Raw genomic sequence first — 16,592 nt, 5'->3', positions numbered from 1 at the left:
GGTCACAACGACTTAAACTTGCCGCCCTCATCTGCAAATGAACTAATAAATAGTGTATTTAGTGAGAAACCCCAGAGCGACGAATAACCTTTAAGAAAGTCAAGCCCAGAATTTTCATATCAAACCAAAAGGACTGTTTCTGCAGATACTCATAGTCATATTGAACTTTGACTGGGATCGATAGCTCATCTCGACCATTTACTTGAGCCCAACCGGTTAATCCCGGTGCTAGCTTATCTACACCATATTCGGCTCGCAAAGCAATTAAGTCATCTTGATTAAACAGTGCTGGACGGGGCCCAACAAAACTCATATCACCAACCAAAATACTCCATAGTTGCGGCAATTCATCTAGACTTGATTTCCGCAGAAATGAACCCACGGGCGTTAAATATTGACATGAGTCAGACAGAAGGTGGGTTGCTAGCGCGGGAGTGCCTAATTTCATAGTGCGGAATTTTAGCATCATAAATATGATGTTGCATCTACCCACGCGTTTAGACAAATATAAAGAAGGCCCCCTAGATGTTACTCGAATGATCAGAGCGAGCAAGATGAATAGCGGTGAGAATATTGCCAAAAATAAAAAGCTAAGTATAAGATTCAAAAAATCGCTTCATATGTTTCCAAGTCCAAGACCATAATACCAAGATATTTAAATCGCTTACTCATTTTTTAACTGAATTAATTAATCCAATAAATGAACCATAAGGCGGATTCCACCCCAATAAAGAGTGGGCTTTAGAAATGTTTACTCTCATGGGTTTGAGTAGTTGATTTACCAAAGTCCTCCGTCCAAAAACTATAAAAACGAGTTCAAGCAGTCTCACAGGGATCGAAAATACTCTAGGTCTTAACCCCAGACTCTTTGAAATTTGACAAATTAGGGTGCAAGGGGAAATATCATCATTATCAGATACAAGAAATAATTCATTGCCGGCAGCAGGATGCTCAACACAGGCTAATATAAAGCTCGCCAAGTTTTTAATAAAAATAAAACTTCTTGAATTTTGGGCCAATTTAAATGGAAGTGGAATGCCAGCCTGAACAAGAGATACCAGTCTCGAAAAATTACCAGGAGCTTTTTCTCCATAAACCATTGGAGGCCTAATGATTGTCACCTCCATGGGATGTAGCAGGGCTAATTTTTGCAAGCCTAATTCAGACTCATACTTACTAATTGCATAGGAGCTTTTTGGTTTCGGCTCCGACTGCTCCGTGAAGCATTCACCTGGCCCAGTAAAAGCTCCATTTACTGCGATAGTACTCAAAAAAATAAATCTTTTTACGCCTGCCTTAGCTGCTTGCTCCGCAAACACTAAAGTAGCATCTGTATTGATATTTCTATACTCTTCAATAGACATCTGTGGTGATTCATTCATTTGGTGAACTATAGCAGCCAAATGAATGATGGTTGTTACACCCTTAAGAGCACTGCTCCAATCAACCGGTAAAGATAAATCGGCAACAATTAACTCAACCTCCTTGGGGGGATTGCTCCAACTTTTTCGCACTACCGCTTTAACGCTATACCCAGACTCTAGAAGAGCATCAATTACATAAGACCCTACAAATCCATTTGCGCCAGTCACTAAAACACACTGTGCGATCGATGTTGAATTTACCATCGTTAATTGCTATCGGCTAATACCAGCTTGAGGCTTGCAATATACCTACCAATGGCAGGTGCTTCGTCATATTTCTCCTCCATCAATCTCCTAGCTTTGCCTATATTTAAAGACAAGTCTATCTTACAAATTGTATCGATCAGAGCGGCTAACTCCTGAGGTTTATCTGGATCGCAATGCCAACCAATACCATCATATTGCCGAATCATTTGCGCCACTTCTGAATTCACATCCACCACCCCCAATATAGGGCGATCAGCCGCTAGAGAAAAGTAGCTCTTACTTGGCACACCGATACCTTGCATTCCCGCAATTAAAGAAACAATGGCAACATCACATGCAGCTAAGCCAGCATTTCGACTGTTTAAGTCTTTATTAGCAATTATGGCGATAGGCTTTTGCGGATGTGTGTCAGCAAACTTTTGAATCATTTCAAACTCAGATCCCTCGCCAATAAATAGAAAAGCAGCGCGAGGATCCATAACTTTTGTAATGGCATTTAGTAAATTATCAATACCTTGCAATCTTCCTGCATTACCAAAGAATTGGAAAACAACTTTATTATCCCAACCCAAATTCTGAATCAAGGCAGACTGTTTCCTATTGATAGGAATTATTTCACCCTTATTCACCCAATTAGGCTGATAGATCAATTGGCCAGTGATCTGTTTTTTTCTAAACAAAGCCTCCATATCGCGACCAATCACTATCATGGCATCAGCAGATTGATAGGCCAAGGTAAACATACTGTCTAAGAATTGATAAAAATAATTTGATTTTCTTAAAATGCCAGCAGCTGCTAAATTATCAGGAAATACATCATGAACGAGTAGCACCCACTTAAAGTGGATAAACTTTTTGGATAGCGCAATACATAAGAGTAAAAAAATAGGATTTGTGCCAGAAAAAATGAGGTCATTCCTTCGAACGTGTTGCAATATTTTTACAAAGAATTTAGAGCTTAAATTGAGTAGTCCGAAGAGGCGAAATAATAGATTATTTTTTTTGTAGCTACTTTCTGATATCGGATAAACAAACACTCTACTTGATTCAAATGGATATTGCTCAAATTTACTACCTTCTGGACAAATGACTGCAACCCGAGAAAAGGCTGCCGAGACACCATGTATGATCTTAGACCAGTAATAACCAGTAGAATTGAGTTGCGGGTCTACATACTCAGAAACAATAAAAACTGTAGGGGCATTTAAATTGCCCAACTTACAATTCATCTCAGTATTTTCTCCAAACAACTCGATTTACGTAGTCGGTATAGCTATGCAATATACGCACTACCTTATCAGAGACATTGGGCACTGAATAATCGGCAACCAATTGCAATGTACGCTCATCTCCGCATGCCTGCCCCTCTAGAATCTTGAGGCTTTGCAGTACTCGATCCAATTCAAGACCAACCATCATCACTGCCGCCTCTTCCATTCCCTCTGGGCGCTCATGCGCATCTCGTAAATTCAAGGCCCGGAAGTTCAGGATCGAGGATTCTTCATTAATGGTGCCACTATCAGAGAGGACTGTCCTAGACATGACTTGCAGCTTTACATAGTCATGAAAACCCAATGGTTTTAAAATCTGAATCTTGGGATGAAAGATAACTCCCATTTCTTTGATCCGCTTTTGAGTACGGGGATGGGTTGAAACAATAATCGGCAATTGATATTGCTCAGCCAAAGAGTTCAATAAAACCACTAATTTTTCAAATGATTTTATCGGCTCAATATTTTCTTCGCGATGAGCACTCACCACAAAATAATTATTCTTTTCTAAGTTGAGGCGCTCTAAAATATTTGATTGATCAATTTGCTTTTTGTAGTGAGATAGAACCTCATACATTGGGCTACCAGTCTTAATAATTAAATCAGGAGAAAGACCCTCTCTAAGGAGGAGGTCTCGTGCAATCTCACTGTAGGTGAGATTGACATCCGCAACATGATCCACAATTTTACGATTGGTTTCCTCTGGGACGCGCTGATCAAAGCAACGGTTACCGGCTTCCATGTGAAATATTGGAATTTGACGACGCTTTGCTGGAATAACCGATAAACAACTATTGGTATCGCCGAGTACCAATAAAGCCTCGGGTTTTTCAAACTCCAAAACTCTGTCAATAGCAACAATTACATTGCCAATAGTTCGTGCAACTCCGCTACCCGCCTCTGCGCTACCCAAAAAATGATCTGGCTTACGAATCCCTAGGTCCTCAAAAAAAATCTGGTTTAACTCGTAATCATAATTTTGGCCAGTATGAACCATTACATGGTCACAATATTCATCCAACTTACTTAAGACCCGGGATAGCCGAATGATTTCTGGACGTGTACCAACAACAGACATAACTTTTAGTTTTTTCATTTCATACCTTAGAAGCTATCGTATCGGGAAGCTCTCGATTATAAATTTCATTAGCCCACAACATAACAACCATTTTTTCATTGCCAATATTGGTAATGTCGTGCGTCCATCCAGGAATAGTTTCTACAATCTCCGGCTTGTCACCCGAGGAAAATAGCTCATAAACCTCGCCAGTTATCATATGGCGGAATCCAAAACGTGCTCTTCCAGAAATCACTAAGAATTTTTCGGTTTTGCTATGGTGGTAATGCCCACCACGCGTAACTCCAGGCAAAGCAGTGAAGTAGGAAAACTGCCCGGCATCGGGAGTTTTCAACATTTCCACAAAATCACCACGTTCATCACCATACTTTGGAACAGCATATGAAAACTCCTCAACCGGCAAATAACTAATATAAGTCGAATATAGGGCGCGAATAAAGCCCACACCTACTCTGGGAATTATTAAAGAATCTCTGGAATTTTTGAATTCATAGAGCTGTTTGGCTAAGTCTCCAACGGTAATAGCGTACCGCGGAGAAATTTCCCCAATATTACTGCCTGACCAGGATCTCTTGATATGAGCAATGATGTCTTTAATAACATCGTCAATGTAAATGAGCTGGATAACTGTATTTTCATCGTGAATTTGAATTGGGAGGCCGCGAGCAATCTTGTAACAAAACGTTCCCACTACAGAGTTGTAGTTAGGGCGAATCCATTTTCCAAAAACATTGGCCAAACGGTAAATTAGTACGGGATTTTTTGTGGATTCAGATAATGCCTTAATCACCGCCTCAGCAGATCTCTTACTTTGTGCATACAGGCTTTTTGAATCATTCGCCTGTAGCGAAGATGAATAAATCAATGGAATTAAGCGGCCTGTCTTTTCGATCGCCTGACAAAGGACTTGGGTAAGATCAACATTACCCTCTTGAAAGCATTTAGGATCTATTGGGCGATTCTCTCCAGCTAAATGTACAACATAATCCGACTGATGAACTAGTTTCACGAGTAAATCGGGAGCATCACCGCGATCAAAAGTAAGAATCTCGTAGTTACCGACCTCTGTTAGCGCAAGCCTAAGATTCTTACCAATAAACCCTTTTGATCCAGTAATTAAGATCTTCATGTCAACCCTCTGGCTCAGTATAAACACCAGCTACAGCAGCCTTAACTAATGGTAACTTCAGTAAAAGCCGCTTCATTTCATCAACATCAAGTCGAATTGTATTGTGGGAGTTATAGTCTACTGCCGTAGATATTAGAGGCTCCCCTTGCTCCACAAACTTACCATAATTTAGATCCCTTAAGTCGGGAGGTATCCTATAGTAATCTTCTAAGTCCTCAGCAGATGCCATTTCTTCTCGACTGAGCAAGACTTCATACAATTTCTCACCATGCCGAGTTCCAATTACCTGAATTGGATAGTCCGGATTCCCCATCAAATCTACAAGCGATTGAGCCAAAGTTGAGATTGTTGCTGCAGGTGCTTTTTGCACAAAAATATCACCTGGGTTTGCATTACAAAAAGCATAAACAACCAAATCAACCGCATCCTCAAGAGTCATCATAAAGCGCGTCATGCCTTGATCGGTAATCGTGAGAGCCTGTCCCCGTCGTATTTGGTCCAAAAAAAGGGGGATAACAGACCCACGCGAAGCCATGACGTTGCCATAACGGGTGGCACATATGACGGTAGATGTGCTCACCCTTGACTTTGCAACAACCACTTTTTCCATCATTGCCTTAGAGATTCCCATTGCATTGATAGGGTAAACCGCCTTGTCAGTACTCAGACAAACAACACGTTGCACCCCAGAAGTGATAGATGCTTCCAAAACATTTTCAGTCCCTAAAATATTGGTTTTTACGGCCTCCAAAGGATGAAATTCGCAAGAGGGAACCTGCTTAAGTGCGGCGGCATGATAGACAAAATCACATCCACGTGTAGCATTTAAAACGGCTTGGTAATCGCGGACATCACCAATGTAAAACTTAATTTTAGGATTTTGATAAGACTTTCTCATATCGTCCTGCTTTTTCTCATCCCTACTCAGGATTCGAATCTCTTTGACTTCCGAATCTAAAAACCTATTGAGAATAGCATTCCCAAATGATCCCGTGCCGCCAGTAATGAGAAGAATTTTATTATTAAACATTGGTATACCAAATTAATTATGTTGGAAGATTTTAATTCTAGTTATGCTTTTGATATTTACCATAAAAAATATATAGACCATATACACTTAAACAGTAAACAAATATAAATAAGGTCAAAAAGTAATTGTAGAAAATTGATAATAAGAGACTTGCAAAAAGCGGGCCATATACTAATCTGTAAAAAAAGCTTCCATTCCTTGCCTTAATGTATGTGAAGGCAAGAGAAAATTGCATGAACGAAACAATTAAAAAGGTTATATAAAAATTGAAGTCATCAAGTAACGGTGCGTAAAAACTCGTTGCATTATGGCTCTCTCTCCGTAGTTTGATGCTGCTCCCATATTCCTTATGAAAGATTTTCTCCCGCACAATTGTGGGCACCAGAGCAATTGCTGAATGATAAGGAAATCCAAGCGGCTCTATTTTAGGATGAGTATCGGAGTAATATAGGTTACTGATTGGTGTAGTGACGTATAAATAAGTTGAAGTAAAGCCGTAAGGTAGCCTATTCAATACCGACTGATATTGCATTATTGCCTCACCCCCTGATCCTTGTGGACTTCTTAACTTTTCAACATAACCAAAAATAATTGAGAATAATGCAATCAGGATTGATCCATAAATGAAAAACTTTCTGTTGAAAAATTTCCCAACGAAGATAAAACCAAGAATTGAAAATAGTAAAAATATTGTGTTGCCTCGAGCTAGCTCCAATAGTGATGATCCGATCAAAATCGCTGAAAATAAATATAGCAACGCAATTTTCGAATTTTGTTTTTTAATTATCTGATAACAAATGATGCAGAGAGTCAAAATTCTCAACATATTTGCAAAGCCAGAAAGAGTTGGAACACCGAAGTCAACATATGATTTATTTACCTTTAAAATCGACCAAATAAATGGTATTCCATTACTGAAATATATATTAATTATAAATAATATACTCCAAATAAAAAATAGGAATTTCGTAACCATAAATAAATAATCCACATTTATTTCCCTATGAGGATTATTTATAATTTTTCTATTGCATAAATTATAAATAATAAAGAAGCCTGCGATATTTGAACCTATTAGCATATTTAATCTCAAGGAGTAATCAAACCCCATCCAATAAAGATCGGCATAAGCCAAACCAAATACTGTTGTCCAAAGCAAGGCAAAGACATAATCAGGCCGTAATATTTCAAGCTTCACTACTTGGCCTGAAAAAATATAGTGTTATGACGTGCATCATAACAAAAGATGGTGAAAAGATAATGGGGTTTCCTAGTGCAACAATCAAACCACCAAAAAATGTGGTAGATACTGCTGAAAATTTACAGTATTTATTTTTACAGAATCCTTTAATAATTAAGAAAGATGTATACAGGTAGGCAATTAGTATAAATACACCAAAAATACCAAATTTATGGGCAATATTTAAATATGTACTTTCAAAGCCGTATCCACGTTCGTCTCGCTTATAGCCACTCTTAAGTCTGGCGCCCAGGCCGGAACCAAAAATCTCTACCTCATCTTTGAGGTATCTAGCCTGAAGTCTTCTTAATTCAATTGACTGCATTTCAAGTGTTTCAAGATTTGAATCAGCTTCCAGAGCAGCGCTTGATTTCGTTATTTGCTCTTTTTTTCTGAAGTGCTCTTAGAGTTAAAAGTCTTGGGTGGATCTAGCACCTTAACATGCTTTGCCTCCAAAAAATCCTTAGAAGCGGAGTCATTGACCTTCTCTTGATTAGACTCAGACTGGTTTGCCACTAAAACTTTATTGGACCGCATTTTTAATTGTCTTAATTCTTGACCTTCTTCGGGAGCCCTTCCTGCATCAGCACTACTAGCAAATAAATCTTGAAAATATGTAATCCTTATCTCCCCAAGAAATGCAGCGACATACCTATTGTCAGAAAACTCTACTTTCAAAGGATAAATTGCAAGGCAAACCAACAAACCTATAAGAATGATTCCTCTGTAATAAATATTTTTAAAATTTATTACATAAATATATATTTGAAATAATAAAAATAGTGCATAGTAAATTAAAAGTGGTTTAGAAAAAGTAATCTGTAGCAATGCAAAAGTATTTAGTGCTATTAAAATTAAGGCATTAAAACTTAAAAATCTTCTCATGAAACCAAGTGATAGCAACGTTAATGAGCCACAAAGAAGCGTCATATTATCTGAGTAATATGACCTTACACTGAGTTGTGCAAAGTCAGCCCCAATATAAAAATATTTACTGAAAGCTTTATCCCAAATGAAGACGGAATACATGACAAAACAAACCATTGCCGTGGAAGTTATCACCACTTTATATATACGCTTAACCTCAAGCCCCAAGGCTATAAAGATAAAATACGCGCTATAAATCACTAGGCCAAAAAAATTTCTAAATATATTTGATGGCTCGTTTCCTAAATATAATCCCCTAGTTACTCCATAAACCCAAATTATTAAGAGCCCCAATGGGACTAGGTCTTGAAGATATAGCTTTACTTGCTTTTTAGGCCCGCCACTAATAAATAAACTTACAAGAAAATATACAGCCATAAACCCAAATCCAACATAACTAAGCACATTATTTGGCAAACAAAAACTCGTTGCCCCTATGGTGCCAACTAAAACTATGCTGACAAAAAAATACGGCAATATTTCATGTTTATTAAGGCCAAGCTGAGATGCGCCTTGAAAAATCATTATGTCATGCCCTCAGTTGACTGAAATACCGCCCCATTAAAAGAGCGTAAATTTGATTTAGTAGGCTTTTATTAATACGTAGATTCAAACACGAAGTGCAACACGGTTTAAGGACTGCATAAACACTTCATTCGGGGTTTTAAATCCCAACCTCTTGCGAGGACGATTATTCAGTTTAGTTTCAATCACTCTAAGCTCCTTGTCTGTCACAGTAGATAGCGGTCTCTTTTTAGGGATGTATTGACGCAGCAGACCATTGAAGTTTTCATTGGATCCGCGTTGCCAACTCGCAAACGGATCTGCAAAGTAGGTGGTTGATTGCAGCGATTCATCAATTCGGGCATGCTCGGCAAATTCTTTTCCGTTGTCAAAAGTCAGTGTTTTAACTAGTCGGCTTAAGGGATTCATTTTGGTAATGATGGCATTACTGACAAGCTCTGAGGTTTTATTGTTCACTTTGCTTATTAAGGCATAACCACTCTTGCGCTCGACTAAGGTCACGATGGCTTGCTTATGGGCAGCGCCAATGACGGTATCGCCTTCCCAGTGGCCGATTTGGGATCTGGCTTCAATGTGCTGGGGACGCTCGCTGATGGGCCTTCTACCGACGATCTGACCCCTCCGGTCACGGCCACTGGCATAGCGCTTTTTGCGTTTCTTTTGGCAGCGCAGCTGCTGGTAAAGGCTGCCACCAGCGGCCTTATCGGCGTACACATGGCGGTAGATGGTTTCAATGCTAATACCAACTCTGATTGGCAATTTGGACGGGGCTCCATTGGTCCTTTAGGCGCTCCACAGCCTGATCCCAATCAGATGGGGTGATTTGGGCGGCATTACGAGAGCCTTGGGAACGTTCCTCTGCTAACAGGCAGGCTTGCCTGGGACGGTAACCCCGATTACCAGTATTGCGAGCAAGCTCTCGGCTAATGGTCGACTTATGTCGATCCAGGAGCTGGGCTATCTGGCTTTGGGTTTTTCCGTCTTTCATAAGGATATAAATCTGATATCGTTCAGTTTGGCTAAGGTGTTGATAGGTCATGGCTACTTTGACTTACCGGCCCCTAAGCTTTGGATACTAAAACATCCTTAGCCACTAGCCCTAGTTGTTCAAAGTTGCACTTCGTAGTTGAATTCACCATATTATTTTTCATGCCTTCAGGATTTTTTCAAGAAGCGTACAAATCCTTAACTGATCAGATTCCGTAACATCCGGATGCAAGGGAAGAGAAAGTAGCTCGCCTCCCAATTGCTCGGAAATCGGGAGCGAATAAGTTGACTTATAAAAAGACAATAAGTGATTGGGTTGATAGTGGATGCCCGTCTCGACACCAGCTTCTTTAAGCAACTGAGATACGATTTGCCTTTTACCCGATAGAATTCGAACTGGAAAGATATGAGGGATTAGATTCTCATAGCTGATTTGTAGTAACTCAAGCCCCGAAAGATTTCTTAATCTATCGACGTACTGAAGGGCAATCTCCCTCCTGATGCTTCCGTATTTACCAATCTTTTTGAGCTGCGCACGACCAATAGCTGCCATGATATTACTCATGTGATAACGCCAACCCTGATAATGAACGTCAAAAAGCCAACTTCTCTCACCGTTAAATCTTTTATCCGTATCCTTCTCAACACCCAAAAGTCGAGCATCCTTGATCTTTGCGGAAACTTCCCGATCGCCAGTTACTACAGCGCCCCCCTCCCCGGAAGTGATGTTTTTAATCCCATCAAAACTGAAGCAGATAATATCGCCGGTAGATCCTATTCTCTGCCCGGCATGGATACAACCGAAACTATGAGCAGCATCTTCAACCACTCTAAGTCCATTTTTTTTTGCAAATATGTATACATCCTCAATTCCCTGGCTAGAGCTTCCATAATGCACCGGTACTATAGCCTTCGTCTTGGAGGTTATCCTTTTTTGAGCATCAACAACGTCAATAAATCCGTTCTTTATAGAAACATCGCAGGCAGTTGGCTTAGCCCCCGTTGCTGAAATAGCCTGAAAGGTGGCCAAATACGTTAGGCTAGGAACTAATACCTCATCACCAGGGCCGATGCCCAATGCTTGAAGAGCAAGGTGTATGGCGGAGGTGCCAGTACTCACACAGAGCACATCTCTATCACCTCCAATGAAAGACTTTAGCTCATCCTCAAATAACTTAACCTCTTGGCCCATTCCAAGATACCCCAATTCAATTACACGAGATACCTCCGCAGCCTCTTCGGGCCCAACAACTGATTTGGATAATCTAATTAGCTTCACTGGGATGCCCTCATCAAACAAATCACTCAATTCTTCTAATTTCACTTAGCTTAGAATCCGCTGCCCTATCATTGCTCAAGGTTTTGGAAATAAATTTAGCGGCATACAACATTGCGCACATCATCGAGTAAGCAATTGGATTTACCGTTGGAGCCATCATAACTTCGGGTGATTTTGTTTTCCTCAGTTTATTATGGTCATAAATGCTATACCAACGCTTGATAGGGGCATCTTGTACATTGGCACCCATGGGATAAAAATGTGCGGTTATTGATTTTCGTGTGTAATTCTGGCCAACCGACGAATCTGCACCATGCATGACCATGCTATTCCATATAAGTATATCACCCTTTTTAGCCAGAAACATTTTTTTCTCAGAAGTAGGCCAAGTTGATTGAAATGCCTCTTCACCTGCAATTAAAATAGAGTCTCTATTTTCCACGCTGACCACAGAAGACGGGCCTCGCTCATAAACATAGAAAGGTCCCGCTTCTAAAGTAATATCCTCCAAGGCAATCCATGCCCCGACCAATTTTCCAGGCGGGGAAGTATCCAGATACCATGAATCCTGATGTAATTTGGTTCCAGTACTCTTGTCAAACAACATCGATTGATATTGAATATGCTTATTTGAGCCAGTAAAATCTTTTAAACATTTTGCAATATATTCAGAGTGAATTATTGAATTTATTGACTTCGTAAACGCCGGAAAAAAACCTAAAAGGTTGGGGTTTTGAATTGAATTAACTTGATTCCCATATGAATCAAGTGCAGGCAATTCAAAACCAATAGTACCTTGAGCTCTAAAAAAAGCATATTTTGAATTCTTGAAAATACTATGCGCTTTTACAACTTCATTAATTAGTTTTTCTGGAATTGCCCCACTATAAATTTTATATTCAAGCCTTCCAAAATCATCATAGCTCTCTAGCATTATCTTTCCCCTAGCATTTTTTGAATTTTATAAAAAATAACTCGCTTAATAAGGTCTGAATGGATCAGACTCCAAATTTGTTTATGAAAACTAGCATAATATAGGAATTTATATTTATAATTAACAGACGTAAGCGGCTTAAGCAATGCTCTAGCATCCCGCAAATTACCTTTCGACATTAAATACATGGCTTCATAATAGTCGCCTTTTGCGTTAGCCTCTTCAAGCTCGTTTGCATATAATTTCTCAATATCGGGAAAACTGGTTTCAAGCTGCTTTAGAGTAATCCGCCTTTCATTGGCCCATTCACCCATACTTCTATACGTTAAGCTTCCCGAGTGCAGTCGATAATCACCTAAAACCTTGTGTTGTACTAAAGCATTTCCATGATATGCAAGCCGCATAAAAAAGTTAAACTCTTCGGAGGCTGTGATAGCGTCATCAAAACGTATATTTAATATTTCGGCCTTTTCTCTATTAAAAATAGGGGTAACCATATTGAGTTCAAAATTCGTTATTAGAGACCCAAAAATAAATCCCGTTTGTAATTTAGGAATTACCTCTCTGATTTTTTCTCCATTTTTTTTAATTTCGCATACCCCAGCATATGCAAATAAATAATCCCCCATTTCAAGATCTCTAATTTGAGCCTCTAGCTTCTTAGGATGCCACCTATCGTCTACATCCAAAAAACAAACCCACTCGCCAACCGCTTTCTCAACGGCCAACCTTCGCGCTTTACCTAAGCTTGTAAGCTCATTAGATCTAAAGTAGCGTATTTTTTCACCATATGAGTTTGCAATTGATGCACTTAAATCACTAGAGCAGTTATCCCAAAAAATAACTTCCCAGTCTTGATAAGTTTGCTGAAAAATTGAATCTAAGGCTTCCCGGAGATGCTCCTCACCATTGAAACAGTTCACAACAATAGATATCTTTGGAGCATTCATTTTGCACTCATTTATTCAGCATATATTCAGAAATTAATTGTTTAGATGTATATACAATTCCCCTATCAAGAAGAGACCTTGTTTTCATCTCCCCCCACATGGCTTTTGTGCCCAAAAGATAGTTTAGAAATTTGTTTGCTTCAAGCTTGACATCATGGTTCATCAACACATATTCTTTAGATCTTTTCGCATGAAAAATAAAATTTTCATTTAGCTCAAGCAAACGCAATGTTAGTGATCCACAGCTACCCGAGAGATGACTTGAATTGATAATATCGCCAAGTGTAAAGCCGTGTCGTCTGTATAACCATTGGTAGTGATATCTAGAATCAACCTCTTTATAGCTCATGTCCAATAGTATTGTAGGTATGCCTAGCTTTGCACCATCGAGAGCAGATGTTCCCATAGCTAAAAGTAAATCAACGTTATCAACCAAATATATGTCCAACTCGTCGGAAGGAATTGAATTAATAAAAGTAGATTTAACATCTTTTAGTTGACCTGCAACCTCCTTCAACTCAGAAAGCATTTCGCCTTCACCTATAATTTTTATCTCGATAGGGAATGGGAGTGAGGCTTGTATTGCAGCTAGCTCAAGTAATGTACGCTTCAGTATATGAAATTTGAAATCTACAATTCTGCCGACCCAAGCAAGCCTCAGAGGTCTCCCCATACCAAATTTTCTCTCCTCATTTTCTAAATCACTATTTTCAAATACATCCACTGGTATAGGGAAAAATACTGGGTCAGGAATTGCATACTGGAGATATTCTTCTGTAGCCCTAAGATTATTTTCATCCATAAACACAATTGCATTTTTTGAAATCAAGTATTCTAAAAAGTTAATAACTTTATAGTGCCAGCCCTTTAATGCGGTCTTAAAAAGTATTCTTGAAAAACTTACACTCCTCTGCATAAGCGGCCTCAAGCCTGGCGGCATTGGAATTAAATTGAGGGGGTGACAATTCCAAAATAAAATATGACTACAGCTGCCTATCTTAAGTTGCGGAAAAATAGACCAAGGAGTCATTGACTGAAATACGACAAAAGACTTGTTGGGAATAGATACAAACTCATCATCTGAATAGGCTAGCAACTCCGAGAGATTTGGGTCTCTCATTTTTGCCATTGCACCATCGAGATAATCTACAAAATAAGCCCTGATTAAACCTATCTTCGCAAGATATTCCCCAATTCGCACAAAAAGGACTGGAACCCCTCCAATCCCCCGGTAAGGAAATACAAAATATACATTGGGTTTAGTTATCAAAATTCATACCGCTTCATCGAGCTATACCCAGGCGTAAGAAATGGAATTTAGTGTGATATTTTCCGACTCAGTTGGATCATGCTCCTCAGGAATAATATTCATCAACAAATTTAGATCTTCAATACCGCGAAAAGAAACCCATACGCCAGGGGGAATAGTCAAACGAGAGTATTGGAAACCCACACCTAAAATAACATCAAAGAAATTGCCCTTTGTACAGGAGTTATGTCGATCATCATGTGCGACAAAGCGAATTCCTCCAACGGGCACAACTATATTAAGCGCAAATCTTTTATGCTTTTTCCAGCCTTTAATTTCATCCTTGTGCACAAAAGAAAAGTAAGCCTCTCCAAAGCCACAAAATCCAGGTGAGCTAGATTTCAAGGCATGCATAATATTTCCTTGCGGATGGTGCACTATAGAAAGGGGCGCTACCTGCACGCCCTGAATTAATTTAGAGCCCAAGATCTACCTCGATTCTTAGCTAGAGCTTCATACTTACCCAGCTGATCTAGCGTAACTAAACTTAAATCTTTAGCGCCGTCAAAATAAACTTTATACCAATTCGAAATAAATTCTACTGTTTCGGCGTAGCTTAAATTCGCCTCCCATTTCATATAAAACATAGCTTTATCGCAATTTAGTTTCAAAAGTCCGGCCTCATGGAATGGGATACTATCAACAACTTGATACGCATTGCCCATATCATCAAAACCCCACTGCTTAGCTAAATCTTGAAGTAGCTCAACAACCGTTCTATTTTGCTCCGTGCGTGGACCAAAATTGAATGCCTCGCCATTCAAGGAATTACTCTCATATAATTTCATGCCTAAATTTAGATACCCACTTAATGGCTCCAATACATGTTGCCATGGTCGAGTTGCCTGTGGGCTCCTAATTTTTACCGGGACCCCCTTGCTCCATGATCGCATAATATCAACTACTATTCGATCTTTAGCCCAATCACCGCCCCCAATTACATTGCCTGCACGTCCAATGCCCACCCTCACCAGATCCTGTTTAAGAAAAAAAGATTTTAGGTAGCAGTTGATCAGCACTTCTGCGGCTCCTTTTGAACCGCTATATATATCGTTACCACCTACGGCATCCGTTTCGCGATACCCCCAAACCCACTCAACGTTATCGTAGGCTTTATCACTGGTAATCATGATCACGATGCAAGGCCAATCAATTCTTCTAACCGCCTCCAATACATTAATGCTACCAATTGCATTTGTTGAAATTGTTTCAACTGGTTCATCATAAGATACGGAAACAATTGCTTGCGCAGCAAGATGAAAAATAAAGTCTGGCTTTTCCAAATCTATGATACCTTTCAACAGGGGGTAATCTCTAACGTCACCGAAATAATGTTTTATCCTTGACTCTAGACTAGAATCCTCAAACATGGAGGGTGTAGTTGGAATATCTATTGAATATCCCACTACGGTAGCCCCTAGCCGGAGCAACCATTCCGTTAGCCAACTTCCCTTGAAGCCCGTATTGCCGGTAATTAAAACTTTTTTGCCGCAATAAACATTATTAAACATAATTTTTTACCATGTCTTCCACGGTGCGTTGCCAGAATTCCACATTGCATTAAGCTCATTCTTATCTCGCAATGTATCCATACATTTCCAAAATCCTGAATGCCTGTATGAATATAGTTCCCCTTCATTTGCCAATTGCTGCAAGGGTGTTTGTTCAAAAACAGTGGCATCTCCTTGATTCAAATAGTCAAAGACTTTCGGTTCGCAAATAAAAAAACCTCCATTAATCCAAGACCCATCACCTTTTGGCTTTTCTAAAAAACGCGATACCAATCCACTTGAATCGGCTTCAAAAGTTCCAAACCTTCCATCCGGCTGAACTGAAATCATAGTTACCGATTTACCATGACTTTCGTGAAATTCCAGCTCGCTTCGCATATCAATGTCACTTAAACCATCACCATAAGTCAACATGAACCGATTCTGCCCAATATAATCCTGAGCCCTTTTTATTCGCCCCCCAGTCATAGTGTGCTCGCCCGTATCAATCAATGTTATTTTCCAGGGCTCGCTTTGATTATTGTGAATAGTCAGCTGATTGCTGCTTAAGTCAATAGTGATATCACTTCGATGAAGGAAGTAATTAGAAAAATACTCTTTAATAAAGTAGCCCTTGAAACCCAAAAGAACAACAAAATCATTGAAGCCATAGCGTGAGTACAGTTTCATAATGTGCCACAACATCGGCCTTCCACCAATCTCAACCATGGGCTTTGGTCGAAGGTCAGTCTCTTCAGATAGTCGTGTGCCAAGACCACCTGCCAATATTAATACTTTATTTTTTTTCATAT

General features: G+C 39.5%; 16 protein-coding genes and 1 pseudogene. All 17 read right to left on the bottom strand.

What is annotated here, in order from left to right; all coding sequences use genetic code 11:
• Nucleotides 1-58: 58 nt before the first annotated feature.
• Complete coding sequence (locus tag DCO16_RS01760) at nt 59-553, bottom strand: sugar transferase (protein WP_437342860.1); 495 nt, start codon at nt 551-553, stop codon at nt 59-61.
• Nucleotides 554-668: 115 nt separating this feature from the next.
• A complete protein-coding gene (locus tag DCO16_RS01755) occupies nt 669-1,628 on the bottom strand; it encodes an NAD-dependent epimerase/dehydratase family protein (protein WP_173942069.1) in 960 nt (319 codons plus the stop codon).
• Nucleotides 1,629-1,630: 2 nt separating this feature from the next.
• A complete protein-coding gene (locus tag DCO16_RS01750) occupies nt 1,631-2,860 on the bottom strand; it encodes a glycosyltransferase family 4 protein (protein WP_173942068.1) in 1,230 nt (409 codons plus the stop codon).
• Between the two features lies 1 nt (nt 2,861).
• Nucleotides 2,862-3,998, bottom strand: a complete 1,137-nt coding sequence (wecB, locus tag DCO16_RS01745; RefSeq protein ID WP_173942067.1) for a non-hydrolyzing UDP-N-acetylglucosamine 2-epimerase — start codon at nt 3,996-3,998, stop codon at nt 2,862-2,864.
• Between the two features lies 1 nt (nt 3,999).
• The gene (gene wbjC / locus DCO16_RS01740; protein ID WP_173942066.1) at nt 4,000-5,109 is read right to left on the bottom strand and encodes a UDP-2-acetamido-2,6-beta-L-arabino-hexul-4-ose reductase; all 1,110 of its coding nucleotides are present in this window, start codon (nt 5,107-5,109) and stop codon (nt 4,000-4,002) included.
• 1 nt (nt 5,110) lies between these two features.
• Nucleotides 5,111-6,139, bottom strand: coding sequence for a polysaccharide biosynthesis protein (locus tag DCO16_RS01735; protein ID WP_173942065.1), 1,029 nt, complete (start codon nt 6,137-6,139; stop codon nt 5,111-5,113).
• 37 nt (nt 6,140-6,176) lie between these two features.
• Complete coding sequence (locus DCO16_RS01730; protein WP_173942064.1) at nt 6,177-7,337, bottom strand: O-antigen polymerase; 1,161 nt, start codon at nt 7,335-7,337, stop codon at nt 6,177-6,179.
• Nucleotides 7,327-7,704 carry a hypothetical protein gene (locus tag DCO16_RS01725; protein WP_173942063.1) on the bottom strand — a complete coding sequence of 126 codons (378 nt, stop codon included), beginning with the start codon at nt 7,702-7,704 and terminating at the stop codon, nt 7,327-7,329. Before DCO16_RS01725 ends, DCO16_RS01730 begins: the two co-directional genes overlap by 11 nt.
• A gap of 50 nt (nt 7,705-7,754) precedes the next feature.
• Entirely contained in the window at nt 7,755-8,831 is a 1,077-nt protein-coding gene (locus DCO16_RS01720; RefSeq protein WP_173942062.1) for a hypothetical protein, read from the bottom strand.
• Nucleotides 8,832-8,915: 84 nt separating this feature from the next.
• A pseudogene (locus DCO16_RS01715) lies at nt 8,916-9,870 on the bottom strand (IS30 family transposase).
• A gap of 108 nt (nt 9,871-9,978) precedes the next feature.
• The gene (locus DCO16_RS01710) at nt 9,979-11,142 is read right to left on the bottom strand and encodes a DegT/DnrJ/EryC1/StrS family aminotransferase (protein WP_254598069.1); all 1,164 of its coding nucleotides are present in this window, start codon (nt 11,140-11,142) and stop codon (nt 9,979-9,981) included.
• Complete coding sequence (locus DCO16_RS01705; RefSeq protein WP_173942061.1) at nt 11,120-12,031, bottom strand: phytanoyl-CoA dioxygenase family protein; 912 nt, start codon at nt 12,029-12,031, stop codon at nt 11,120-11,122. Before DCO16_RS01705 ends, DCO16_RS01710 begins: the two co-directional genes overlap by 23 nt.
• Nucleotides 12,031-12,981: a glycosyltransferase family 2 protein gene (locus DCO16_RS01700; protein WP_173942060.1), complete on the bottom strand. Its 951-nt coding sequence runs from the start codon at nt 12,979-12,981 to the stop codon at nt 12,031-12,033. Before DCO16_RS01700 ends, DCO16_RS01705 begins: the two co-directional genes overlap by 1 nt.
• 7 nt (nt 12,982-12,988) lie before the next feature.
• Entirely contained in the window at nt 12,989-14,251 is a 1,263-nt protein-coding gene (locus DCO16_RS01695) for a glycosyltransferase family protein (protein WP_173942059.1), read from the bottom strand.
• Between the two features lie 21 nt (nt 14,252-14,272).
• Nucleotides 14,273-14,716, bottom strand: a complete 444-nt coding sequence (locus DCO16_RS01690) for a dTDP-4-dehydrorhamnose 3,5-epimerase (RefSeq protein ID WP_254598068.1) — start codon at nt 14,714-14,716, stop codon at nt 14,273-14,275.
• On the bottom strand, nt 14,701-15,801 hold the full coding sequence (gene rfbG / locus DCO16_RS01685) for a CDP-glucose 4,6-dehydratase (protein ID WP_173942058.1): 1,101 nt from the start codon (nt 15,799-15,801) through the stop codon (nt 14,701-14,703). Before rfbG ends, DCO16_RS01690 begins: the two co-directional genes overlap by 16 nt.
• Nucleotides 15,802-15,807: 6 nt before the next feature.
• Nucleotides 15,808-16,590: a glucose-1-phosphate cytidylyltransferase gene (gene rfbF / locus DCO16_RS01680; RefSeq protein ID WP_173942057.1), complete on the bottom strand. Its 783-nt coding sequence runs from the start codon at nt 16,588-16,590 to the stop codon at nt 15,808-15,810.
• Nucleotides 16,591-16,592: the final 2 nt, after the last annotated feature.

It is taken from the genome of Polynucleobacter antarcticus, from assembly GCF_013307245.1.
Taxonomy (GTDB): domain Bacteria; phylum Pseudomonadota; class Gammaproteobacteria; order Burkholderiales; family Burkholderiaceae; genus Polynucleobacter; species Polynucleobacter antarcticus.
The sequence above is the reverse complement of the archived record's forward strand: the minus strand, read 5'-3'. Positions and strand labels throughout refer to the sequence as shown.